Source organism: Sphaerisporangium melleum (assembly GCF_014646695.1).
GTDB lineage: Bacteria > Actinomycetota > Actinomycetes > Streptosporangiales > Streptosporangiaceae > Sphaerisporangium > Sphaerisporangium melleum.
This window is the reverse complement of record NZ_BMNT01000025.1, coordinates 38,003-61,664: the sequence shown is the minus strand read 5'-3', so window position 1 is coordinate 61,664 and position 23,662 is coordinate 38,003. Positions and strand designations below refer to the sequence as shown.

Below are 23,662 nucleotides of genomic sequence, written 5' to 3'. Positions count from 1 at the left end.
CCCCGGGCACGGCACCGCACGACTCGGCGGCGCTCGATCGGTCACCAGAGAGCATCATCCTGCTCGCGGGCGACACTGCCGTTCCGCGACGGTCAGCGGGCCTCGGCGAAGAACACGCGAAGATCGGCCCGCCGCTCGTGAGGGTCACACCTTCAGGATCTGGAGGTCATAGTCGATAATGTGCCCATCTCTGGTGGCCAGGGCCGGTCCTTCGCGTCTGGCCTGGGCTACCAGCATGCGGCCGGAGGCACGCGCGGTGGACGAGGGCGGTCACGGGTGGTCGGGGGCCTCGCCGTGGGTGTGGATGAGGGCGCGCAGCTCGGCCACGGCCTGGCGGGAGCGGGCCTTCTCGGCGCCCTGGATGCCCATGGCGCCGACGCTGGAGCCGTCGGCCAGGTCGAGCTTGGGCCACGGCTCCCCCTCGGGCAGGGTCACGCCGAGCACCTGGGGCCAGGCGTACCGGTGGACGCGCAGCGCGTTGACGACGGTGACGCCGCGGTCGTCGGCCTCCACCCGCAGCCGGCCGAGCAGGTGGAGGATGGCGGCGACCAGGCAGCCGAAGACCACCACGCCGATCTTGTCGGGCAGCCGGAACGGCGGCGGGAGGAGCACCGCCAGCACGACCGACCCCACCACCATGACCGTGGCGAAGCCGTACGCCAGGGCGCGCGCCCGGCGCGGGCGCCAGGTCACCGGCAGGGGCGGCGGCGGGACGCTGTCAGGCACGGCGGCCCGCCCGGCGGGGACGGCAGGTGGATCGGCGCGGCAAAGCGGCTCATCCCTTCAGGTCACGCAGCACCAGTGCTGTCTCGATCGCCGCGACCGTGGCCTCGTACCCCTTGTCCTCGTGGCTTCCGGGCAGGCCCGCCCGGTCGACGGCCTGATCAAGGGTGTCACATGTCAGGACCCCGTTGCCCACGGGAGTGGACTCGTCCAGCGACACCCGGGTCAGTCCCGATGTGACCGAGTCGCAGACGTACTGGAAGTGCGCGGTGTCGCCGCGGATCACCACGCCGAGCCCGACGACCGCGTCGAACCGCCGGGCCATGGCCTGGGCGACGACCGGGATCTCCATCGAGCCGGCCACCCGGACGGTGACCCACTCGGCGCCGCACTCCTTGGCCGCCTGCTCGGCTCGGGCCACGAGCTGATCGGTGATCGTCTCGTGCCAGCGCGCCGCGACGATGCCGACCCGCACGCCCTCGGCGGCGACGGGGGCGGCCTCCGGCCGTCCGGTTCCGCTCACCGGTTCTCCTCTCTCGCCGCGGCCGGCACGCGCCGGCTCATCGGACTCCTTCGATCTGGTGGCCGAGGCGGTCGCGCTTGGCCGTCAGGTATTTGATGTTGTACTCGTTGGCGGCGGCCGGCATGGGCTCGCGGCCGACGACCGCGATGCCGTAGCCGTCCAGGCCGCGCACCTTGGCCGGGTTGTTGGTGAGCACACGCACCGACCTGACCCCGAGGTCGGCGAGCATCTGGCCGGCGTTGGAGAACTCCCGGGCGTCCACCGGCAGGCCGAGCTCCAGGTTGGCGTCCACGGTGTCGCTGCCGTTGTCCTGCAGTCCGTAGGCCTTGAGCTTGGCGAGCAGCCCGATGCCGCGCCCCTCGTGCCCGCGCAGGTAGACCACCACTCCCCTGCCCTCGGCGGCGATGGCGCGCATGGCGTGGTCGAGCTGCACGCCGCAGTCGCAGCGCAGCGAGCCGAGCACGTCACCGGTCAGGCATTCGCTGTGCGCGCGGACCAGGACGTTCTCCCCGTCGCCGATGTCGCCGTACACCAGGGCCAGGTGCTCGCCGCCGTCGATGCCGCTGGAGTAGCCGTAGGCGCGCCAGATGCCGTACCGGTTGGGGATCTCGGTGACGGCGACCCGCGAGACCACCCGCTCGGTGCGGCGGCGGTACTCGGCGAGCTGCTCGATGGACACCAGCGCCAGGTCGTGCCGGTCGGCGAACTCCCGCAGCTCAGGCAGGCGGGACATCGTGCCGTCGTCGTTGACGATCTCGGCGAGCACCCCGGCGGGGGCGAGCCCGGCCAGCCGCGCGAGGTCGACGGCCGCCTCGGTGTGCCCGCGGCGGGCGAGCACGCCGCCCTCGTGGTAGCGCAGCGGGAAGATGTGCCCGGGGCGGGCCAGCTCGAACGGCTCGGTGGCCGAGTCGACCAGGGTGCGGATGGTCTTGGCCCGGTCGGCGGCCGAGATGCCGGTGCTCACCCCGTCGCGGGCGTCCACGCTGATGGTGTACGCGGTGCGCAGCCGTTCGCGGTTCTGGTGGACCATGAGCGGCAGGCCGAGGCGGTCCAGGTCGCGGCCCAGCATGGGAACGCAGATCACGCCGCTGGTGTAGCGGATGGTGAAGGCCAGCAGCTCGGGGGTCGCCTTGGCCGCGGCGAAGATGATGTCGCCCTCGTTCTCGCGGTTCTCGTCGTCGACGACGACCACGGGGCGGCCTAGGCGGATGTCCTCGATGGCCCGCTCGATCGGGTCGAGCTTGATCTCCCCGGGGACGCCGTTCGCGACGCCCGTCCCGGTGCCGGCCATGTCGTTGGTACCGGACGCGCGTGCGATGTCCACGGTGTGCTCCAAGCCGGTCAGGTCGTGGGTCTCGGTCATATGGGGGCCACCTCCAGCCGGCGGGTGTTGCGGTACTGCCGCCGCCATTCGCGGATGCCGAGCAGGACCATGACGAAGAAGATCCCGTACACCACACCGGAGACGACGAGACCCGAGCTGAACGCGAGGGGGACGCCGACCAGGTCGACGGCGATCCAGATCCACCAGAAGTCGATCAGCGCCTTGCCCTGGGCGTAGGTGGCGACGGCGCTGCCCACGAAGATGTAGGCGTCCGGGAGCGGCGCCCACGACCATCCGGTGGCGACGAAGAACAGGGCGACCAGCGCCGTGCCCGCCACCATGACGGCGAGCAGCGCGCCACGCTCGCGGCCGCTGCCAGGACGCACCGGCAGCGTCTCGCCGTGCCGGGTGCCGCGCACCCAGCGGACCCAGCCGTAGACCGCGAGCAGGCCGAACATCGCCTGCTTGAGCGCGTTGCCGGTGATGTGCGCCTCGACGCTGGCGACGAACAGCAGCACCGAGCCGACCAGCTGCACCGGCCAGGTCCAGATGGTGCGTCTCATGGCCAGCACGACGGTGGACAGCGCGCAGATGTTGCCGATCAGGTCGGTCCACAGCACCCGCTGGCCGAGCAGCGTGAAGCCCGCCTGGGTCCAGTTCATGATGAGATGCCCTGTCCGCGGCCGGCGAGGAGCTTCTCGACGTACTTGGCGATCACATCGACCTCGAGGTTCACCGGGTCGCCCGGGCGCTTGTGGCCGAGCGTGGTGAGGCCGAGGGTGGTCGGGATCAGGCTGACGGCGAACTCCCCGGACCGCACGGCGGTGACGGTGAGGCTGACGCCGTCGACGGCGATCGAGCCCTTCTCGACCACGTAGCGCTCCAGCGCGGGCGGCAGTGAGATGGTGACGACCTCCCAGTGCTCGGCGGGCTCGCGCGAGATCAGGACGCCGGTGCCGTCGACGTGGCCCTGGACGATGTGGCCGCCGAGCCGCTGGTCGGCACGGACGGCGCGTTCGAGGTTGACCCGGTCACCGGGGGCGAGGGCGCCGAGCGAGCTGCGGTCGAGGGTCTCCTTCATCACGTCGGCGGTGAAGGTGTCGCCGTCGGCCTCGACGACGGTCAGGCAGACGCCGTTGACCGCGATCGACTCGCCGTGGCGGGCGCCCGGGGCGACGGCCGGGCCGCGGACGGAGAAGCGCGCGGCGTCGGCCAGTGCCTCGACCGCGGCGATCTCGCCGAGTTCCTCGACGATTCCTGTGAACATCAACGCTCCTTGTGCGACGCGGCCGGCGCGAAGCCGGTGCGCGGGAAGTTCGGTGACCTGCGAGAGGGAGCAACCCGTAAGGGCGCTCCCGTCTTCCGCACAGCACAGGAGGTCCACGCCGGACGGCACACGGCGGGAGATGACGAAGATGACGCGACACGCTCGGCGGCGCGGCGCGTGTGAAGCGACGGTCGGCCCACCCGGCCCCTCCTACTCGCCAGTAGCTCTTGCTGCCACGGCGGGCCCCGGGGTGTTCGGGTGCGGCGACGCACCACGACCGGCGCACGGCGACTGGTCGCCGTACGCCCGCGCGCTTCCTCCCATCCGGACTTTCACCGTCGGTCCTGGAGTTCCACCAGGTCAACCGGCCGATGGACTCGGCCGGGTCGCGGACTGTCACCGCCGGTTCGGAATTTCACCGACCCCGGAGCACGCTGCTCTGCCTCTCAGTGTGCCATGCCCGGCAAAGCGGACGTAACCCGCGAAGACCCCTACTACTACCTAGCGCTTGCTCGTCGGGGGAACCCCTGAAACGGCCGCCACGCGCATCAGCGGGGACACGGCCCCGCGGCGGCGGAGCGGTCCCGCGTGTTACCGCGGCATTGCCCTGGTTAATAATGCGTTACCCGGGCATTCGCGCGCGCGCACCGCCATCATCGAGGGGTGGACCCAAAAGCTGGGAGCCGCCGGGTGGTGTCATGGTCATGTCATGGTCGTGTCTCGATTTCGTGACACAACGGCAGAGAGACGCCCCATCGTTCCGTACGGCATCGCCGCAGGTCAATGGGTTACCGGACACAACCTGATCGACTTTCCGCAACAACTGCCGCAATTGGTCGTGAAAGCCGCAAGACGCATTGACCAACGGCTGATTAATTGCCAAAGTTCCCGTTGTCACGTTCACCGCGAAACGATCTATCGGGTGGCACCCGCACAATGGCTCTTCCATCTCCGGCCACCACCGAAGGCTCCGACCCTGTGGCCGCCGCCCAGGCGGCGACCGCGGGCACCGGCGAGCCCGCTCTGGTGGGCCGCTCCCCGGCACAGCTGATGTGGCGGCGCTTCCGCCGCGACCGCACCGGGGTGATCTCCGCCGTCATCGTGCTGTTCTTCGTCCTGGTGGCCCTCGCGGCGCCGCTGATCTCGGCGGTGTACGGCAAGGACCCCTACACGACCTACGGCCTGGACGACCCGGGGCTGCTCAACGCCTACGGGTTCCCCATCCTGCCCAACGGCGGCATCAGCTCGGAGTTCTGGTTCGGCATCGAACCCGGGCTCGGCCGCGACGTGTTCACACAGCTCGTGTACGGCATCCGCACCTCGCTGCTGATCGCGCTCGCGGCGACGGCGGTGACCACGGTGATCGGCATCGTGGTCGGCATCGTCGCCGGGTACACCGGCGGGCGCACCGACTACTTCATCGGCCGTGCCATCGACGTCCTGCTGTCGTTCCCCTCGACGCTGTTCATCATCGCGTTCATGCCCGTGCTGGAGAACCTGCTGGTGAAGCCGGACGAGGAGACCCCGGTCTGGCTGCGGGCGGCGGCGCTGATCACCTTCCTGACCGTCTTCGGCTGGGCCGGGCTGGCCCGCCTGCTGCGCGGCAACGTGCTGTCGCTGCGCGAGCGGGAGTTCGTCGAGGCCGCCCGGGTGACCGGCGCCTCCCCGGCCCGGATCATCTTCAAGGAGCTGCTGCCCAACCTGTGGACCCCGATCCTCATCCAGTCGACGCTGCTGCTGCCGGCGCTGGTGACCTCCGAGGCGGCGCTGTCGTTCCTCGGGGTCGGCATGATCGAGCCGGTGCCCGACTGGGGCCGCATGTTCCTGCGCGGCACCGAGGTCTACCAGTCCGACATCACCTACCTGATGTTCCCCGGGGTGGCCCTGCTCGTCTTCGTCGTCGCCTTCAACCTCCTGGGTGACTCGGTCCGGGACGCGTTCGATCCACGGATCAGGCGCTAGACCCGGCCACGCACCCTGCCCCCTCTTTAGCACCAGGCTCTAGCACCAGGAGTGACATGTCAGCACGAACGCGGTCCGCTCTGGCCGTCTTCGCCATCGGATCCCTCGCGCTCACCGCGGCGTGCTCCAAGGGGAACGCCGGCGCCCCGCCCGCCGGCGCCGGCCCCTCCGCCACCGCCTCGGCCACCAGCCTGACCGACCTGTTCGCCCCGCCGAAGGTGACGATCGGCACGGCCCAGGACTCCGCCGGCCCGGCCGTCGCGCCGGAGGGCGTCGTCAAGGGCGGCACGGTCAACATGATCGACCGCGACGACTACCCGCACCTGGACCCGGGCCGGGTGTACGACAACGTCACCGCCAACTTCCACCTGATGATCACCCGCGGCCTCACCGGCTACAAGCGGGTCGGCAAGGGCGACTACAAGGTGGTCGGCGACCTCGCCACCGACGCCGGGCAGGTGTCCGACGGCGGCAAGACCTGGACGTTCACCCTCAAGGACGGGGTGAAGTGGCAGGACGGCAGCCCGATCACCTCCGCCGACGTGAAGTGGTCGATGGAGCGGCTGTTCGCCCCGTTCATCACCGAAGGCCCGCCCTACATCCAGCAGTGGCTCACGCAGGACGACTTCAAGAAGGCCTACGGAGGCCCCTACGGCGGCAAGGAGCTCGACGCCGTCGAGACCCCCGACGACAAGACGGTCGTCTTCCACTTCACCTCCCCGCACGCCGACGCCAACTACGCGCTCGCGATGACCGGCTACGGCATCGTCCCCAAGGCCAAGGACACCAAGGAGAAGTACGACAAGGAGCCGTTCTCCAGCGGCCCGTACATCATCGCCAAGCACGTCGTCGACAAGTCGATGGACCTGGAGCGCAACCCCAACTGGGACCCGGCGACCGACCCGATCCGCGGCGCCTACCCCGACAAGTGGCACCTGGAGTTCGGCTACCAGTCGCTGCAGGTCACCGACCGGCTCGTCGCCGACACCGGGGACGACAAGAAGACCTTCAGCTTCTACAGCCACGTCGCCGCCGAGCGCACCCAGCAGGTGGTCGAGAACCCCGACCTGCAGTCGCGCCTGCTCAAGCAGCCCTCGCCCTACGGTGACTACTACTACTTCAACCTCGACCGGGTGAAGGACATCAAGGTCCGCCAGGCGATCAACTACGCCTGGCCGACCAAGCAGATCATGCAGATCAGCGGCGGCCCCGCCAGCTCGGTGATCAACACGACGATCCTCAACCCGAGCGTGTCGGGCTGGCTCGACTACGACGTGTTCGGCATGAAGCAGCACCCCGAGGGCGACATCGCCAAGGCCAAGGAGCTGCTCGCCCAGTCCGGGAACCCGACGCCGACCATCGTGTACGGCTACAACGACACCCCGACCGAAGAGCGCATCACGGTCGCCATCAAGAACCAGCTCGCCAAGGCCGGCATCAAGGTCGTGGCCAAGCCGATGAACACCAAGACCTGGTACGACGCGACCGGCAAGGTGGACAACGGGCTGGACATGTACTGGAGCGGCTGGGGCGCCGACTGGCCGACCGCGGCCACCGTGTTCCCGGTCATCTTCGGCGCGGTGCGCGACGGCGGCTACAACCAGTCCCACCTGAAGGACCCGGCGATCACCGCCGAGATCAAGCGCATCGAGGGCCTCGCGGACGCCGCCGAGGCCAACAAGGCGTGGGGCGAGCTCGACAAGAAGATCATGGAGACGGTCACCCCGCTGGTGCCGGCGCTGAACAACGTCGGTCTCCAGCTGCACGGCTCGCTGGTGGGCGGCGCGGAGATCGACCCGGTCAGCTGGGTCGTCTCGCCGAACACCATCTTCGTGAAGTCCTCCTGACCTCCGCACCTCCCGTCCCCGGGGCGCCCGCGCGGCGCCCCGGGGGCACCGCCTCCGAGATCGACAGGCCATGCTGCGATTCCTGACTCGCCGGACCCTCGGCGCAGCGGTCATCCTTGTGATCATCGCTGCAGTGACGTTCTTCCTCTTCTTCGCCGTACCCGCCGACCCCGCCCGGCTGGCCTGCGGAAAGGTGTGCCCACCCGAGACGCTCGCGCAGGCGCGGCACAATCTCGGCTTGGACCAGCCGCTCTTCGTGCAGTTCGTGACCTGGCTGGCGGGCATCTTCGCCGGGCGCGACTACGAAGGGCTCGGGCACTGCCCGGCGCCGTGCCTGGGGTTCTCGTTCGTGAACCACGCCCCGGTGTTCGACACCATCGTCGACCGCATGCCGGTCACGATCTCGCTGACCATCGGCTCGTCGGTCATCTTCCTGCTGTTCGGCGTGGGCGCCGGCATCATCGCCGCGCTCAACCAGGGCCGGCCGCTGGACAAGATCGCCAGCGTCGCCTCGCTGATCGGCGCCTCGGTGCAGATCTACTTCGTCGGCACCCTGGCCATGTACTTCCTGGTCTACCAGTGGAACGTCATCGAGCGCCCGAGGTACGTGCCGTTCACCGACAACCCGCTGCAGTGGGCGTACGGCCTGCTGCTGCCCTGGGTGGTGCTGGCGATCATCTTCACCGCCAACTACACCCGCATGGCGCGCTCCACCATGGTCGAGCAGCTCTCGGAGGACTACGTGCGCACGGCGCGGGCCAAGGGCATGTCCTCCCGCACGGTGATCCTGCGCTTCGCGCTTCGCGGCACGCTCACCCCGATCGCGACGATCTTCGGCGTCGACGTGGCGAGCCTCATCGGCGGGGCGATCATCACCGAGACGACGTTCAGCCTCCAGGGCATCGGCCGGCTGTCCATCCAGGCGGTGCTCAACTCCGATCTGCCCATGCTCATGGCGACGGTGCTGCTCGCCGCCGCCGCGATCGTCGTGTTCAACGTCATCGTGGACGCGCTCTACGCCGTGATCGACCCGCGCGTCCGCCTCAGCTAGGAGCCACCGCTTGACCGCCGTCACACTCTCCGACGCACGTCCCGGCCGCCGGGGCGACTCCTTCCTGTCCGTGCAGGACCTGCGCGTCTCGTTCCAGACCGAGGACGGCGTGGTACGGGCCGTCGACGGGCTGTCCTTCGAGGTGGAGAAGGGCACGACACTCGGCATCGTGGGCGAGTCGGGCTCGGGCAAGTCGGTGACCAATCTCGCCATCCTCGGCCTGCACGACCCCGATCGCACCGAGCTCGGCGGCGAGATCTGGTTCGAGGACCAGGAGCTGATCGGCGCGAGCCGCACGGCCATGGAGCGGCTGCGCGGCGACCGCATCGCGATGATCTTCCAGGATCCGCTGACCTCGCTGTCGCCGTACCACACCGTGGGCCGCCAGATCGGCGAGGTGTACCGCAAGCACAAGGGCGCGAGCAAGAAGGAGGCCCGCGACCGGGCCATCGAGATGCTGGAGCGGGTCGGCATCCCGCACGCCCGCACCCGCGTGGACGATTACCCGCACCACTTCTCCGGCGGCATGCGCCAGCGCGTCATGATCGCCATGGCGCTGGTGTGCGACCCCGACCTGCTCATCGCCGACGAGCCCACCACCGCGCTGGACGTCACGGTGCAGGCGCAGGTGCTCGACCTGCTCAAGGACCTGCAGCAGCAGACCGGTACCGCGATCATCCTGATCACCCACGATCTCGGGGTGATCGCCAGAGCGGCGCACCAGGTGCTGGTGATGTACGCCGGGCGGGCCGCCGAGCGGGGAACCGTCCGGGAGGTGCTGACCGAGCCGCGCCACCCGTACACCTGGGGTCTGCTGTCGTCGATCCCCCGGCTCGGCGCGCCGGTGGACGTGCCGCTCACGCCGATCAGGGGGACCCCGCCGAGCATGCTCGCCCCGCCGCCCGGCTGCCCGTTCCACCCGCGCTGCGACTACGTGGCCGCCGCAGGGCCGCAGTTGTGCACCGGCGAGCGGCCGGACCTGTCGCCCGCGACCGGGCACGGCGACGCGTGCTACCTCACCCGGGCGCAGAAGCAGGAATTCCTCGGACAGATCAAGGGACGACAGTGACGACGCCGCTGCTGCAACTCGAAGGGCTGACCAAGTACTTCCCGGTCATGGGCGGCTTCATCCTCAAGCACCAGGTCGGCAAGGTGCACGCCGTGGACGGCGTGGACCTGTCGGTGGAGGCCGGGCGGACCGTGGGCCTGGTCGGCGAGTCCGGGTGCGGCAAGTCGACGCTGGGCAGGCTGGTCGCCCGGCTGCACGAGCCGACCGGGGGCCGGGTGCTGTACGAGGGGCGCGACATCGGCCACAGCTCGCGGCGCGAGCTCAAGCCGATCCGCAGGGACATCCAGATGATCTTCCAGGACCCCTACAGCTCGCTCAACCCGCGCCAGACCGTGGGGACGATCGTCGGCGGGCCGATGGAGATCAACGACATCCGGCCCGAGGGCGGGGTGCAGAAGCGGGTCCAGGAGCTGCTGGAGATCGTCGGGCTGAACCCCGAGCACTACAACCGGTTCCCGCACGAGTTCTCCGGCGGCCAGCGCCAGCGCATCGGCATCGCCCGCGCGCTCGCGCTGTCCCCCAAGCTGATCGTCGCCGACGAGCCGGTCTCCGCGCTGGACGTGTCCATCCAGGCCCAGGTGGTCAACCTGCTGCAGCAACTGCAGCGCGACCTCGGCATCGCGTTCCTGTTCATCGCCCACGACCTCGCGGTGGTCCGCCACGTCTCGCAGCGGGTGGCCGTGATGTACCTCGGCAAGATCGTCGAGGTGGGCGACCGGGAGTCGATCTACGAGCGGCCCCGGCACCCGTACACGCACGCGCTGCTGTCGGCCGTGCCCGAGGTCGAGCTGCCCGAGGAGGGCGCCGCGCCGCCCGAGCGCATCCGGCTGGCCGGGGACGTCCCCTCGCCGATCGACCCGCCGTCGGGCTGCCGGTTCCGCACCCGCTGCTGGAAGGCCACCGACAAGTGCGCGGCCGAGGAGCCGCCGCTGCTGCAGATCGGTGGCAACCGGGATGGTCACCTCACCGCCTGCCACCACCCGGAGGACCCGACCACCCACGGCCGCGACGTCATCCTCGATCCCGCCCTCGCCTGATCCCGCAGCGCCCGGCCGTGCCGGCGCCGACCGGCCCACGGCGGCGTCGGAGTGGTCCGTGCGGATACCGGGCCACCCCCTTCGGCGCCCTGAGACCTCCGGCCGCCCTCTTCGCGAGGGCGGCCTTTTGGCGTGCGCCCAGGCCGCACCGCCGCCTCCGGTGGCCGGCCGGACATCGCTCCGCCCACAGGGCTCGATCTACGCGACTGACGACTTTGTCTCCGATAGAGGGCTATTTCGCATCAAGCGCCGAAAGTTCTTCCAAAAGCATCAAAAGCCGCGTAACTTCCTCGAAAGGATCTCCGCACAGCGCCAGAGGGGCGGGGTGAGCCGTGCGACGGCTCATGCCCTGAGGCGCCCCGCGGAGCCGCGGTACCGCGGCGGCCCGCACGCCGCCGCGGCGGAAAGGAGCGCACCAGAGGCGACAGCACTCGGGGGATCAGCACGTTCACCACCCAGGCAAGCCGGGAGCACAACGCCAATGAACGCACACGAAGAAGAGATCGAGATCACCGGTGCCCTGCGCCGCGGACTGGGCCTGAACCGGCGCCAGTTCCTCGCCGCCACCACCGGGATCGCCGCCGCGACCGCCGTGGCCGTGACCGGCGGTACGGGGCGGGCCGCCCACGCGGCCACCACCCCGAACGGCGTCCTCATCCCGCCGCCCAGGCGCGGCATCATCCTCTACACCGTCCGGGACGCGGTCTCCCGCGACCCGAACTCCACCAGCCTGCCCTCCGGGTTCCGCCGCGTCTTCGAGGAACTCGGCCGCATCGGCTACCGGCAGATCGAGTTCGCCGGGTACGGCCAGCACGCCAACGCCGAGGGCGGGGCGAGCCTGGAGAGCGTCGAGGGGGCCCGGCTGCTGCGCGGCTGGCTCGACGACAACGGGCTGCGGGCACAGGGCAACCACGGCTTCATCCCGGGCTCATGGCCGTTCACCCAGGCCGATCTGGACCGCTTCAAGCGGCACCTGGAGATCGCGAACATCCTGGGCATGGACCACATGGGCACCGGCAACGACCCGACCAGCAGCCCGTACAAGGCCGACTGGGACGTGGCCGCCGAGAAGTGGAACGCCCTCGGCGCGATCGCCCGGGACGCGGGGATCAAGCTCTACACCCACAACCACGACGTGGCCTACAGCTTCCTGCTGGACAGCGGCCCGCTGGACGCCCAAGGCCGCCCCACCCGCTCGTCCGGGGTCCGCCGGCTGGAGTACTTCCTGTCGATCAGCGACCCCAAGCTCGTCTACCTGGAGATGGACATCTTCTGGGCGCACGTCGCCCAGTTCAAGCACCGTACCTACACCGCCCCCGACGGCTCGGTGGCGACCGACGTCTTCGACCCGCTCGCGGTGGTTCGGCCCGACACCAAGCGCTTCCCGCTGTTCCACGCCAAGGACGGCCGGTCCAACCCCGCGACCGGCAACGGCTACGACATGGTGCCGTTCGGCACCGGCGACATCGACTACGCGGCGTTCTTCCGCGGCGTCGGCGCCAAGGGCTCGCACAACCCGATGTACGAGCAGGACAACGCGCCCGGCGGCACCGCCAACCCGGCGCAGTCGCTGCAGTACGCCGATGTGAGCTACGCCAACATGGCCGCCCTGCGCGGCTGACGCGCCGGCCCGGCCGCCCACCGCGGCCCGGTCCTTCTGCGGCGGACCGCCACGTGTCTCGTTGGCAGCGGCACGCGGCTGTCCGCGCCGTCCGGCGGGTGCGGGGGCGGGCCTTGAGCCCGTCCCCGCATTCCGCGCAGAGTCAGGGAGCCGGGGTGGCCCGGCCGGCCACGTCGCGCAGGTCACGCACGGCCTGGGCGGGGTCGCCGGAGCCGTAGACCGCGTTGCCGGCGACGAAGACGTCCGCTCCGGCCTCGGCGCAGCGCTCGATGGTCGCCGCCGAGACGCCGCCGTCCACCTGGAGCCATATCTCGCCGCCGTTCTTGCGGATCAGCTCACGAGCCCTGCGGATCTTGGGCAGCATGATCTCCAGGAACGACTGGCCGCCGAAACCGGGCTCCACGGTCATCACCAGCAGCATGTCGATCTCGCCGAGCAGGTCCTCGTAGTCCTGCACGGGCGTGGCCGGGTTGAGCGCGAAGCCCGCGCGGGCGCCCGCCTTGCGGATCTCGCGCAGCGTGCGCACCGGGGCCCTGGCCGCCTCGGCGTGGATGGTGACGCTGCCCGCCCCCGCCTCGACGAACGCGGGCGCCCACCGGTCGGGGTCCTCGATCATCAGGTGGCAGTCGAGCGGCAGCGTGGTCGCCTTGGCCAGCGACTCCACCACCGGCACGCCGATGGTGAGGTTCGGCACGAAGTGGTTGTCCATGACGTCGACGTGCAGCCAGTCGGCGGCGCCCTCGACCTGCGCGGCCACGTCGGCGAGCCGGGCGAAGTCGGCGTTCAGGATGCTGGGTGAGATCTGTACGGCCATGATGCCGCAAGTCTAGAACGCTCCCGGGCCCGGAACTCGCTCCGGGAACACCGGGCCCGGCCGATCTCCGGCCCGCTTTCGCAACGCCCGGCACGGCTTGAGGGGCGGGTCAGATGCGTTCGAGGTCGGTGAACGATGTCTCGATCTTCATGCCTTCGGGGAGCTCGGTGACCAGCATCCCCCTGTGCACGGCGGCCAGCTGGTAGTTGCGCCCGCTCCAGTCGAGGCGATACTCCTCGACCGAGCCGATGCGGTCGTCCTCCATGACGACGATGAGATAGACCGGTATGCCCTGGGCTGCGTACTCGGCACGCTTGTCGTTGAAATCAACCTCGTCGTCGGAAGAGGTGATCTCGATGGCCACCAGAACGTCACCGGACCACAGCCGCGCTCCGGGATCCAGACAGTGCAGCACACTGATGTCCGGCCTCCTGAGGGTGAACCTCTTCCCGGTACGGCTGACATGCGGATTGCGGTGCCGGTACCGCATGTCGGTGTTCTGCAGGACATCGATGCACGGATGCGAGGGGCGCGCGGCCAGCAGGGCGAAGGTCAGGTTGCGCGAGACCCGCTGGTGCCCGGGGGTCGGGGACTCGCAGAACACGACCCGCCCGTCCACGACCTCGATCGTCTTGCAGATCTCCTCGGGCAGCGCCTCGTACTCCTCCTCGGTGATGAGCAGGCTCGACGGATCGGTGGCCCAGGCCGGCAGGGGCATACAGGACTCCTTCGACGGAGCGCGCTTCGCCAGGTCGATCCTAGTGTCCAGGGGACACCTGCCCCGGCATGCCGACGGCGTGGGCCATCCGGCGGTGACCGCTCTGTTCACCTGCGCAGGCGACGCCGTACGGCATCGGCCGCCCGCTCTCGCCGGGCGTGGCGGGCCGGGGCTCGGTGTGGGGGCGTGGGTGTCAGGGGTGGCGGAGGGCTTCTATCCAGCCGGATTCGACGGCGATGCGGACGGCGTCGGTGCGGTTGCGGGCGCCGGTCTTGGTGATGACGCTGGAGATGTAGTTGCGCACGGTCGCCGCCGACAGGTGCAGCTCGGCGGCGATCTCCCCGGTGGTGGCGCCCGAGCCGACCAGGCCGAGCACGGCCGACTCGCGGTCGGTGAGCGGGGTGACGGTGGCGTGCATGGCCGCCAGGGCGAGGGAGGCGTCGATCACGCACTCGCCCTGGGCGACGCGGCGGATGCTCTCGGCCAGCCGCTCGGTGGGGGCGTCCTTGAGCAGGAATCCGGTCGCGCCCGCGTCCATCGCCCGCCGCAGCAGCCCCGTGCTGGCGAGGCCGGTGAGGATGAGCACCCGGCAGGCGGGCATGGCGCGCTTGAGCCGGGTGGTGGCGTCGATGCCGTCCACGCCCGGCATCTCGATGTCGATGACGGCCACGTCGGGGGCCGAGGCCAGGGCGTGCGGGACGACCTTGTCCCCGCGGTCGGTCTCGGCCACCACCTCGATGTCGCCGGTCAGGTTGAGCAGGGCGATCAGGGCGCCGCGGACGACGCCGTGGTCCTCTGCCAGCAGGACGCGAATCATAGGTGCCCACTTTCCCGGTCGTGTACGGCGGGCAGGTGAACCCGCACTTCGAACCCGCCTTCTCCCGTGCCGCCCGCCTCCAAGGAGCCGCCGAGCTTGTCGGCCCGCTGGCGCAGCCCGGTGAGCCCGGAGCCGAGCGTGAGGTCCGCCCGGCGGCGGGCGCCGTCGTTGCGGACCAGCAGGCGGACGGTCCCGTCCGACTCGTCCAGTTCGATCAGGCAGTGCCGGGCGTCGCCGTGCCTGACGATGTTGGTGGCCGCCTCCCGCACCATCCAGGCGAGCGCGTCGCCGGTCTCCTCGTCGATCTCCTTGATCCCCAGGCGCAGGTCGCAGCGCGCGCCGGTCAGCTCGATCAGCGCGACGGCCGCCGACAGCTCCGCGCCGAGGTCGAGCGAGCGCCGGGCCGCCACGACGTCGCCGATCTGCTCGCGGGCGTCGGTGGCGATGGCGACGGTGGCCTCGACCTCGGTGGCGGCCCGCCTGCGGTCCACGCCGACCAGGGCCATGGCCAGCTCGGTCTTCAGGGTGATCGAGGTGAGCGTCTGGCCGAGCAGGTCGTGCAGTTCGCCGGCGAGGCGCAGCCGGTCCTGGTCCACGGCCATCTCGGCGAGGGCGACCCGCAGCGCGCGCAGCTCCCGGACGAACCGGGCGTAGTGCGCGATGCCCGCGGCGACCACCGAGGCGACGAGCACTCCGGCGCTGCGCTGGAGCGCGGTCACCGTCACCGGCTCCCACTCGGCGAGCGAGAGCGGGTACTCGGCGACGGCAACGGCCAGCAGCACGCCGACCCCGTACCTGAAGCGCAGCAGGAGCAGCGCGGCGGTGGCGACGATGAGCGGCGTGTAGATCCAGACCGAGCCGAGGAACGGGATCGCTCCATAGACGACGACCACGAACGTCAGGAAGATGCGCGCCCGGTACGGCCCCTGGCTCGTGCCCGCGATGTGCCGCGCGACGATGCGCGCGTACACCACGAGCAGCCCGCCGAGCAGGACGAGCGCCAGCAGGGCCCGGCCGGGGTCGCCGGCGAGCAGGAAGGCGAGCGGGGTCAGCGCCCACAGGGCTCCGGTCGCGGCGACGACCGCCGTGGTCAGCCACCTGACCTGCGCTTCGCTTTCCTGGGCCAACGGTGGTCTCCCGCACATCGGAAAAGCATCAGATTCCGTACAGATCGTGACGCCTTCCGGCCCCGGGAATCAACCGCCGGCCGCGATCGGCCCTTCCGCCAGCCATCCGTTGGCCCGCGCGATGCGCACCGCCTCCTCGTCACTGCGGGCGCCGGTCTTCAGCCGGGCGGCGGCCAGATAGTTCCTGATGGTGTGGACCGACAGGCCAAGGGTGCTGCGCAGGTCGTTGCCGCTCCCGCCGGCCGCGAGGGCCGACAGCACGGTGACCTCCCGCGTGGTCAGCGGGTTGCCGTCGATCTTCTGCTCGCCGCCGTCGGCGGCGACGTCGAGATCGATGTATCTTTCACCCCTGGCCACCACGCGGATGGCGTCGGTGAGCCGGTGCGCGGGTGCGTCCTTGACCAGGAAGCCGCGTACGCCGGCGGCCATGGCCCGCTCGAAGTTCCCCGGCGAGCCCACGCTGGTGAGGATGAGCACCGGCGGCGGCTCCTCCAGCTCCTTGATCAGCCCGGCCGCCTCCAGGCCGTCGATGCCGGGCAGCCCGATGTCGAGCAGGGCCACGTCCGGCCTGCTGCCGACGACGGCGGGCACGATCTCGTCGCCCCTGGACACCTCTTCGACCACGCGGATGTCCCGCTCCTCCGACAGCAGGGCGATCAGCGCGCCTCTGATGAGGTCGTGGTCCTCGGCGATCAGTACTTTGATCATCTCCGGTCTCCTGTGGCAGAGGTCAGTGCGGCCGCCTGCGGGCGGCCGGGAACGTCCAGCGACAACGTGAACCAGCCGTCTTCGATGTGCCGCTCGCTGCGCCCGCCGACCTGCGCCAGGCGCTCGTCGAGGCCGGCCAGGCCGCTTCCGCCCACGCTGGTCTCGGCGGCCCCCTGACCGGCCAGGCCGTTGCCCTGGCGCACGCCGTCGTTGGCGACGGTGACCGTGATCCGGTCGTCCTCGGTCTCGACGCCGAGCAGGCAGACCGTGGCGTCGCTGTGCCGCAGCAGATTGGTGGCCGCCTCGCGCACCGCCCAGGCCAGCGCCACGCGGACCTCCGGCGACAGCGAGGGCGGCAGTTCGGCGAAGTCGCAGCGCACGCCGGCGGTCTCCAGCACCCGGCGCACCCCGCTCAGCTCTCTCTCCAGGGACATCTCGCGGTAGCCCTTGACCACCGCCCGCACGTCGTGCAGTGAGCGCCTGGCGATCTCGTTGACCTCGGTCAGCTCCCGGCGCAGCCTCCCGATCTCCTCGGCGGGGATGCGGGTGGCCAGCTCGGTGCGCATCGCGATGACCGACAGGTTGTGCCCGAGCACGTCGTGCAGCTCGCGGGCGAACCGGAGCCGCTCCTCGGTGACGGCCAGCTTGGCCGCCTCCTCGCGGGTGCGCTGCAGTTCGGCGAGCAGTGTGGCGAAGATGGTCAGGCCCGCCAGGGCGCCGGCCGTGAGCAGGTTCTGCAGCGAGCCGAACAGTACCCAGCTCAGCTCCTGCCCGGCCGACAGGACCAGACCGGCGGCCAGCGAGGCGAAGAACCCGGTCACCGCCCACCGGCCGTGCAGGGTGACCGCGAACGCCAGCGGCAGCATGAACCCCACGCTCAGCCAGGTGGGGCCGGCGGCGAACGGGACGGCCACCGCCACGGCGGACATCGCGGCCAGCACCGCGAGGTCGCGCCTGCCGCCGCGGTCGAGCACCGCCCGCACCGCCAGCCACAGGTAGCAGCCGGTGAGGCCGATGATGAGCAGCACCGCGGCCGCCGCCCGCAGCGGAGGATAGGCGCCGAGCGCCTCGGCCAGCGGCACGGCGGCGAAGGCCGCCATGCCGACCAGGAAGACACCGGCCCCGGCGCGGGCCAGCCGCACCACTCCCGGCCCGACGCCCCTCAGCCTCTGCGAGGTTCCCACTTGAACCACCTCTTCGCGGCGAGCAGGGACAGGGCGAGCCAGGCCAGCAGGACCAGCCAGCCGGGCCACATGACCAGGAAGCCGTCCAGCGTCCCGATCTCCGGCGGCACGCCGGCGCCCGCGTGGCCGACGTAGTCGCGTCCGAGGTAGGCCGTGGTGACCCCTTCGGCCACCCGGCCGAAGGGCAGGACGGCGGAGACGGCGCGCAGCCAGCCGGGGAACTCCGAGACCGGGTAGGCGAAGCCGGACAGGCCGATGGCCAGCAGCAGGAACGGCAGGCTCACCACGACGGTGGCGCCCTGCGCGGGGATCCGCCCGCTGACCGCGATGGCCATCGCGGCGAACACCGCGAGCCCGAGCAGGACGGTGACCACCAGCAGCGCGGGGTTGGCCGGCAGGGCGACGCCGTGCACGAACCTGGCCAGGGCGACGATGGCCGCGAGCTGGAACAGCCCGATCGCCGCGACGGTGAGGATCTCGCCGCCGAAGATCGCCAGGTCGGGCAGCTCGGTGCCGCGCAGCCGCTTGAGGACGAGCATCTGGCGCCGCATGACGAAGGACTCCACCAGCGTCATGAAGCCCAGGGTGGCCATGCCCATGACGATGACGCCGGTCATGACGGCGACCTCGACCGGGGCGCCGTCCCTGACCCCGCCGGGCAGTACCGCTGGCATGAGCCCGCCGAACACGATGGGGAAGCACAGGGCGATGCCCACCGACACCGGGGTGCGCCAGAAGAGCGTCTGGGTGAGCCGGAAGTGCGAGAGCGTGTAGGCGGTCACGTCCGGACCTCCCGCGCGCCGCGGTCGGCGATGTCGAGGAAGACCTCTTCGAGGGTGGCCTGGCGGACGTCCAGTCCGCTGAGCCGCAGGCCCTTGGTGTGCGCCCAGCCGAGCACGGCGTGCGCCACGGCCTCGGGCTCGGCGGTGACGATGACGCACCGCCGCCCGGTCACGGTGAGCGTGTCGTCCCCGCCCACCGGCAGCCCCTCGGGGCCGGCGCCGGCCGGCAGTTCGAACGCGACCCGGCCCGAGCCGCGGCCGAGCACCTCGGCCATCGTGCCCTGGGTGACGATCCGGCCCTTGTCCATGATGGCCACCCGGGCGGCCAACTCCTGGGCCTCCTCCAGGTAGTGGGTGGTGAGGACCACGGTCATGCCCTGGGCCGACAGCTCGCGTACCAGGTCGCGGACCCTGCGCCTGGCCTCGGCGTCCAGCCCGGTGGTGGGCTCGTCCAGGAACAGCAGGTCGGGGCGGCCGAGCGTGGCCAGCGCGATGTCGAGCTTGCGCCGCTCGCCGCCGGACATCCGCTTGACCCGGGTGCCGGCCTGGCCGGTCAGGCCGACCATCTCCAGCGCCTCGGCGACCGGCCGGGCATCGGAGGTGAACCTGCGCCAGGCGGTCACCGTCTCGGCCGCCGACAGCTCCCCGTACAGGCCGGACTCCTGCAGCACCACTCCCATGCGCGAGCGCAGCGCGCCACGCTCGGCCGGGTCGTGGCCGAACACCCGTACGGTGCCCTCGGTGGCCCGCAGGTAGCCTTCCAGGATCTCGATGGTGGTGGTCTTGCCCGCGCCGTTGGTGCCGAGGAGGGCGAACACCTCGCCGTGGCGGACGTCGAAGGAGATGCCGTCCACGGCGGTGAAGGCGCCGTAGCGCTTGCGCAGCCCCTCGACCTCGATCACCGCGCCGCTCATCCCGTCACCCCCCAGCAGGGCAGGCCGCCGCTGCCGGAACAGGCCGGCTCGTCCCCGGCGGAGACGCTGCTGACGCTGGCGACCACGCTCCCGGCGGCCGACTCCAGGTCGGCGACGTCGAACTCGCCGTCCGGCCTCGGCGGCAGCGGCGGGGTGGGGACGCCGTCGGGATAGACGATGCCGTACTGGTCGAGCACCGTCCGCGGGTCGCTCTGGTACCGGTCCCTGAGCGCGCCGTCGCCCCAGGCGGCGGCGATCAGCCGGGCGAACTTCTTGCGGTCCTGATCTCCGAGGATGTAGATGCTCTCCGCCATCAGGCGCTCCCTGCCTCTCCGTTCCACTGGGCCCCCTGTCCGCCACGATCCCGAACGGGGGCGGCCACCGGCAGATGCAGACGACACCGGCCGGGCATGACGGACATCACGAACCGGACGCCGCGGCGCGCGGGGGGCCGCCGATGAGGAAGTCGCCGACCGACGACTCGCGTTCCCAGTCGAGGCCGAAGGTGCGGGCGGCCAGGTCGGCGTCGCCGCTGCCCAGGCCGCAGGGCGACAGGCCCATCGCGGTGGCCACCAGGTAGAGGGTCTGGTAGAGCGCGCCGACGTTCTTCAGCGTGGCGCCGTAGGCCAGGCCGGAGTACTTCCACGACATCCGCTGGAAGCGGGAGGTCATGGTGATGAGCACGTCGGGCTCGGCCAGCCCGCCGGTGGCCAGGCGCGCCACCGAGAGCATCCCCTGGGCGTCCTCGGGCCGGGCGGGCAGCGCGTGGAGCCGGTGGCCGAGCGGGTCGTAGTGGTAGACGCCGGCCGCCAGCCCCTCGCACCGGGCGACGGTGAGGTACAGCTCCAGCTCGTAGACCGCGCCGCCGCCCGGGTAGGGCCTGCTGCTGGCCTCGTAGGGCATGCCGGGGGCCGGCGGGACGACCTTCCTGACCCGGGCGGCCCGGTAGAGCAGCTCGCCGAGCTGGCGCAGGGTCGGCGGCCCGGCGTACTCGCGGACGGACCTGCGGGTCTCCAGGACGGTGGTGAACGGCGGGTCGGCCGCGGCGGCCTCCTCCAGCGAGGGGCGGTACAGCTCCACGGCGGGCCCGTCGGGCGGCCGTTTGACCACCGGCTCGGGCGGCAGCTCCGACAGGAAGCGGAAGGTCGCGCCGAACGGCCGGTCGTGCCGTCCCGCCCTGCTGCGGGCGTGGAAGAGCAGGTCGTGGAAGTCCCAGGCGCGCAGCGCGGGGTCGCGTTCCTCGGTGTCGTCGGTGCGGGCCAGGCCGGCGGCGACCAGGTGGCCGAGCACCTCGGGGGCCTGTTTGACCATGACAGGGCGGCCGAGCGCCGCGATCAGCGGCACGGCCTCCTCGGTGAGGGTGACCACGTGCCGGGACAGCGGGGACTCCAGGATCAGCCCGTCATCGGACCTGCGCAGCAGGGCGAACCGCGACAGGCGCACGGTGTCGTCGGGGGCCAGGGCGGGCTGGTGGAACACGGCGTCGCGGGCGATGGGGACGACCCGCAGCAGCGGCTCGACCGCGTGCACCAGCACCGGGGCCAGCTTGGCGAGGGCCAGGTAGAGCACGGCGACGTCCCGGCTGGTCCCGCCCGCGGCGAGCACCCGCCCGGCGAGCTCGTCCTCGCCGGCCAGCGTGCCGGGCAGCTCGCCCAGCACGGTCTGGACGCCGGGCGGCAGGCCGCGTACGGCCGTCCTGCCGAACGGGTGGGTGATGGTCAGCACGCCGTCCGCGACCGTGACGACGGCGTCCTCGCGCAGGCCGACCATGGTCAGAGGGCGGGGCGCGTCCGGGCCGTTCACAGGAACATCGTGATGGGGTTCATCCGCTCCTCCGGGGTGGGCTCGGCGAGCCAGCCGAGCCGGACGGGCACGTCGTACAGGCGGCCGGGGGCCAGGCGGCGCCAGAAGTGGCGCATCCCCGGGACGATGACCTTGACGACCGGCAGGCCGATGTCGGGGCGGGTCTGGTCGAGCACGAGCATCTCCATGCCGTGCTCCTCGACCAGCGTGCGAGCGGCCTCGACGTCGTCGCGCAGGTCGGTGGTGGCCGGCCGGTCGTAGGCGCCGGCGGGCACGGGCGGCCCGGCGGGCAGCAGGTAGGGGTGGTCGGCGACGCGGGCGGTGGACCACCAGTTGATCTGGTCGCTGTCGGGGAAGCGGTAGCGGGTGTGGCCGTTCGGATCGACGTCGATGACCGCGGGGATGAACTGGTTCATCTCGGCCAGGGCGCGCTGGACGGCGATGCGCGGGTCGAAGTGGGCGCCGAAGGCCATGAGGATGTCCTCGGTCGGCCCGGACGTGCGGCGGCTGACCGCGGCGGCGACCGGGACGCCGAGGTCGTTGGTCAGGTCCAGCACGTGCAGGTCGCGGCCGAGACCGGCGTAGACCTCCTGGAACTCGTCCATCCACGGGTCGGCGAAGGCGCCGAGGTCGAAGGCCGGGCGGCGCACGCGGTTGTACCACCACACGGCCACGGCGTCGCGCTCGGCGAGTTCCATGAAGCCCTGCAGCACGGCGTCCTCCATCGAGGAGCCGGCGGCGTTGCCGTTGGAGTCGGACCAGGTGTAGAGCGCGCCGGTGACCTGCGGGTCGTTGTAGTAGTAGTACAGGTATCCGGTGGGGACGTACTTGTGCCGCCGCTCGGTCATCGACCACACGGGCGTCCACTCGATGGCGGCGTCCGGGTCCAGCGGGTCGTTGACGAAGGAGTAGCTGGAGGTGGCGGTGACCTCGCGGCGGGTGCGATATTGCTCCTCGCTGTACAGCGAGCAGGCGTTCGGGTGGACGGCGTCGGCGCCCAGCTCGCGGTAGGTCGCCCTGCGCTTGGCCTCGTCGCCCTGGAAGATGCCCGAGTAGCGTTCCATGGCCTCGCACATGGCGCTGACCTTGGCCTGCAGGTCGGTCATGCCCTTGCCGGCGCTCTGGCTGCGCAGTCCCTTGCGCAGCGAGCCCAGGTCGCGGACCTGCCGGGCGAAGTTGTGCCCGGCCACGTACGTCTTGACGAACGGCACGCCGGTGTCCAGGCGGGTGAGCTCGCGGACCACGCCGGTGACCGGGCTGACCAGGTGGGCGTACCGCTCGGCGGTGTCCTCGGGGTGGCGGGAGCGGTGGCCGCCGTCGGCGGTGAAGGTCTTGGGCCGCGAGGTGAGCTCGACCGGCGCGGCGGCCCGGGCCGCCATCAGGCCGGCGTCGCCGCAGTCGGGGCACTGCGGTCTGCGGCGCACCGGGTGGCGGGTGGCGCCGAGGTTCAGGGTGTCGATGGTGACGACGTCGCGCTGCTGGCCGGTACGCACCCCGGCCAGCCACTTGACGGCCTCGGCGGCCACCAGGCGGGCCCCGGCGTCGCGGGTGAGCGCCAGGTCGGCGTGCGGCAGGACCAGCGGCCTGGTGCCGCGCAGCCGGTTCTCCAGGTAGGTCAGCGACTGGCGGTGCCCCTCCAGCCGCTGGGTCAGGCAGCGCCAGCAGCCGGCGTCGTCCTGGCCGGGCTGGAAGACGGGGCCGAGCCACAGGACGGGGCCGGCCGTGCGGGCCAGCAGCCACGGCCGGCCGTCGGCCAGGTGCCGCCGGTTGATCTCGGCCAGCTCGCCCCGCAGGTAGTCGTCGGTCAGTACGACGGTGAGCGTGCCGGCGTCCGCGCCCTCCGCCGGGCCGGTGACCGTGACGCCCTCGGCGGCCAGCAGCCGCCGCAGCTCCTCGCCCGGTACGTCGCCGGCGGTCAGCAGCTCGGCCCGCCCGCCCCGTACCGCGCCCGCCGCCTCCTGCCCGTTGCGCCCGGCCATCTCCCAGTAGGCCGCCGACCTGCGCTCCAGGTCCTCGGTGACGTCGACCAGCAGGTCGCGCTGCCGGAGGGTGTGCAGGACGTAGTAGACGTTCTCCGGCGCGATGTCCGGCTCCACCGCGACGAGGATGTCCTCGACGGTGTGCTTGCCGTCGAGCAGGCTCGCCACCGCCTCGATCGACCGCCCGGTCAGGACGTGCGTGTCCCGCTCGGAGATCAGGTAGACCCCTTCCCTCTCGATGACCTCCACCCTGAAGTGACGGCGAAATGCTGGTCGGGCGTCCATGGCGTTCCTCTCGGGTCGGTGCGCGGAGCGGGAGGGAGGTGAGGCCCGGCGCCGGGCGTTCGCCGGGGCCGGAACGGGTCGAGGGGAGACGGGCGGCGGGGTGCGGG

General features: G+C 71.4%; 22 protein-coding genes and 1 riboswitch. Of the genes, 6 read left to right on the top strand and 16 right to left on the bottom strand.

The features are described from left to right. Positions 1-270: 270 nt before the first annotated feature. The 5 genes from IEY93_RS22180 to IEY93_RS22160 form a co-directional block, all read right to left on the bottom strand. Positions 271-726: a PH domain-containing protein gene (locus IEY93_RS22180; protein WP_229691360.1), complete on the bottom strand. Its 456-nt coding sequence runs from the start codon at positions 724-726 to the stop codon at positions 271-273. Positions 727-775: 49 nt separating this feature from the next. Continuing rightward, positions 776-1,246: a 6,7-dimethyl-8-ribityllumazine synthase gene (ribH, locus tag IEY93_RS22175; RefSeq protein ID WP_189165028.1), complete on the bottom strand. Its 471-nt coding sequence runs from the start codon at positions 1,244-1,246 to the stop codon at positions 776-778. A 37-nt stretch (positions 1,247-1,283) separates the two neighbouring features. Beyond that, complete coding sequence (locus IEY93_RS22170; RefSeq protein WP_189165095.1) at positions 1,284-2,537, bottom strand: bifunctional 3,4-dihydroxy-2-butanone-4-phosphate synthase/GTP cyclohydrolase II; 1,254 nt, start codon at positions 2,535-2,537, stop codon at positions 1,284-1,286. A 68-nt stretch (positions 2,538-2,605) separates the two neighbouring features. Further along, complete coding sequence (locus IEY93_RS22165; RefSeq protein WP_189165027.1) at positions 2,606-3,232, bottom strand: nicotinamide mononucleotide transporter family protein; 627 nt, start codon at positions 3,230-3,232, stop codon at positions 2,606-2,608. Next, positions 3,229-3,837: a riboflavin synthase gene (locus IEY93_RS22160; protein WP_189165026.1), complete on the bottom strand. Its 609-nt coding sequence runs from the start codon at positions 3,835-3,837 to the stop codon at positions 3,229-3,231. The genes IEY93_RS22165 and IEY93_RS22160 overlap by 4 nt, the downstream gene beginning before the upstream one ends. A gap of 306 nt (positions 3,838-4,143) precedes the next feature. Then, positions 4,144-4,274, bottom strand: a riboswitch (FMN riboswitch). Positions 4,275-4,773: 499 nt separating this feature from the next. On the opposite strand from IEY93_RS22160, the gene IEY93_RS22155 reads away from it, so the two are divergent. The 6 genes from IEY93_RS22155 to IEY93_RS22130 all read left to right on the top strand — a co-directional run bounded on the left by IEY93_RS22155 (position 4,774) and on the right by IEY93_RS22130 (position 12,424). Beyond that, a complete protein-coding gene (locus tag IEY93_RS22155; RefSeq protein ID WP_189165025.1) occupies positions 4,774-5,799 on the top strand; it encodes an ABC transporter permease in 1,026 nt (341 codons plus the stop codon). Between the two features lie 56 nt (positions 5,800-5,855). Further along, positions 5,856-7,646: an ABC transporter substrate-binding protein gene (locus tag IEY93_RS22150; RefSeq protein WP_189165024.1), complete on the top strand. Its 1,791-nt coding sequence runs from the start codon at positions 5,856-5,858 to the stop codon at positions 7,644-7,646. Between the two features lie 70 nt (positions 7,647-7,716). Next, the gene (locus IEY93_RS22145) at positions 7,717-8,697 is read left to right on the top strand and encodes an ABC transporter permease (protein ID WP_189165023.1); all 981 of its coding nucleotides are present in this window, start codon (positions 7,717-7,719) and stop codon (positions 8,695-8,697) included. A gap of 10 nt (positions 8,698-8,707) precedes the next feature. Further along, positions 8,708-9,766 (top strand): ABC transporter ATP-binding protein, encoded by a 1,059-nt coding sequence (locus tag IEY93_RS22140; RefSeq protein WP_189165022.1) that lies wholly within the window; start codon positions 8,708-8,710, stop codon positions 9,764-9,766. Next, complete coding sequence (locus tag IEY93_RS22135; protein ID WP_203968782.1) at positions 9,763-10,803, top strand: ABC transporter ATP-binding protein; 1,041 nt, start codon at positions 9,763-9,765, stop codon at positions 10,801-10,803. Before IEY93_RS22140 ends, IEY93_RS22135 begins: the two co-directional genes overlap by 4 nt. A 481-nt stretch (positions 10,804-11,284) precedes the next feature. Then, entirely contained in the window at positions 11,285-12,424 is a 1,140-nt protein-coding gene (locus IEY93_RS22130) for a sugar phosphate isomerase/epimerase family protein (RefSeq protein ID WP_189165021.1), read from the top strand. Positions 12,425-12,566: 142 nt separating this feature from the next. Here IEY93_RS22130 and rpe read toward each other — a convergent pair whose 3' ends face one another. The 11 genes from rpe to IEY93_RS22075 form a co-directional block, all read right to left on the bottom strand. Further along, the gene (gene rpe, locus IEY93_RS22125) at positions 12,567-13,238 is read right to left on the bottom strand and encodes a ribulose-phosphate 3-epimerase (RefSeq protein WP_189165020.1); all 672 of its coding nucleotides are present in this window, start codon (positions 13,236-13,238) and stop codon (positions 12,567-12,569) included. 109 nt (positions 13,239-13,347) lie between these two features. Then, positions 13,348-13,956: a Uma2 family endonuclease gene (locus tag IEY93_RS22120; protein ID WP_189165019.1), complete on the bottom strand. Its 609-nt coding sequence runs from the start codon at positions 13,954-13,956 to the stop codon at positions 13,348-13,350. Between the two features lie 193 nt (positions 13,957-14,149). Next, positions 14,150-14,773 carry a response regulator transcription factor gene (locus IEY93_RS22115; protein ID WP_189165018.1) on the bottom strand — a complete coding sequence of 208 codons (624 nt, stop codon included), beginning with the start codon at positions 14,771-14,773 and terminating at the stop codon, positions 14,150-14,152. Beyond that, on the bottom strand, positions 14,770-15,900 hold the full coding sequence (locus IEY93_RS22110; protein WP_189165017.1) for a sensor histidine kinase: 1,131 nt from the start codon (positions 15,898-15,900) through the stop codon (positions 14,770-14,772). Before IEY93_RS22110 ends, IEY93_RS22115 begins: the two co-directional genes overlap by 4 nt. A 69-nt stretch (positions 15,901-15,969) precedes the next feature. After that, a complete protein-coding gene (locus IEY93_RS22105; RefSeq protein ID WP_189165016.1) occupies positions 15,970-16,608 on the bottom strand; it encodes a response regulator transcription factor in 639 nt (212 codons plus the stop codon). After that, positions 16,605-17,792, bottom strand: a complete 1,188-nt coding sequence (locus IEY93_RS22100) for a sensor histidine kinase (protein WP_189165015.1) — start codon at positions 17,790-17,792, stop codon at positions 16,605-16,607. Before IEY93_RS22100 ends, IEY93_RS22105 begins: the two co-directional genes overlap by 4 nt. Further along, on the bottom strand, positions 17,771-18,574 hold the full coding sequence (locus IEY93_RS22095) for an ABC transporter permease (RefSeq protein ID WP_189165014.1): 804 nt from the start codon (positions 18,572-18,574) through the stop codon (positions 17,771-17,773). Before IEY93_RS22095 ends, IEY93_RS22100 begins: the two co-directional genes overlap by 22 nt. Then, positions 18,571-19,488, bottom strand: coding sequence for an ABC transporter ATP-binding protein (locus IEY93_RS22090; protein ID WP_189165013.1), 918 nt, complete (start codon positions 19,486-19,488; stop codon positions 18,571-18,573). The genes IEY93_RS22095 and IEY93_RS22090 overlap by 4 nt, the downstream gene beginning before the upstream one ends. Next, positions 19,485-19,802, bottom strand: a complete 318-nt coding sequence (locus IEY93_RS22085) for a TIGR04351 family putative TOMM peptide (RefSeq protein ID WP_189165012.1) — start codon at positions 19,800-19,802, stop codon at positions 19,485-19,487. The genes IEY93_RS22090 and IEY93_RS22085 overlap by 4 nt, the downstream gene beginning before the upstream one ends. Positions 19,803-19,908: 106 nt before the next feature. After that, entirely contained in the window at positions 19,909-21,291 is a 1,383-nt protein-coding gene (locus IEY93_RS22080; RefSeq protein WP_189165011.1) for a SagB/ThcOx family dehydrogenase, read from the bottom strand. After that, complete coding sequence (locus IEY93_RS22075) at positions 21,288-23,555, bottom strand: TOMM precursor leader peptide-binding protein (protein WP_189165010.1); 2,268 nt, start codon at positions 23,553-23,555, stop codon at positions 21,288-21,290. The genes IEY93_RS22080 and IEY93_RS22075 overlap by 4 nt, the downstream gene beginning before the upstream one ends. Positions 23,556-23,662 lie beyond the last annotated feature (107 nt).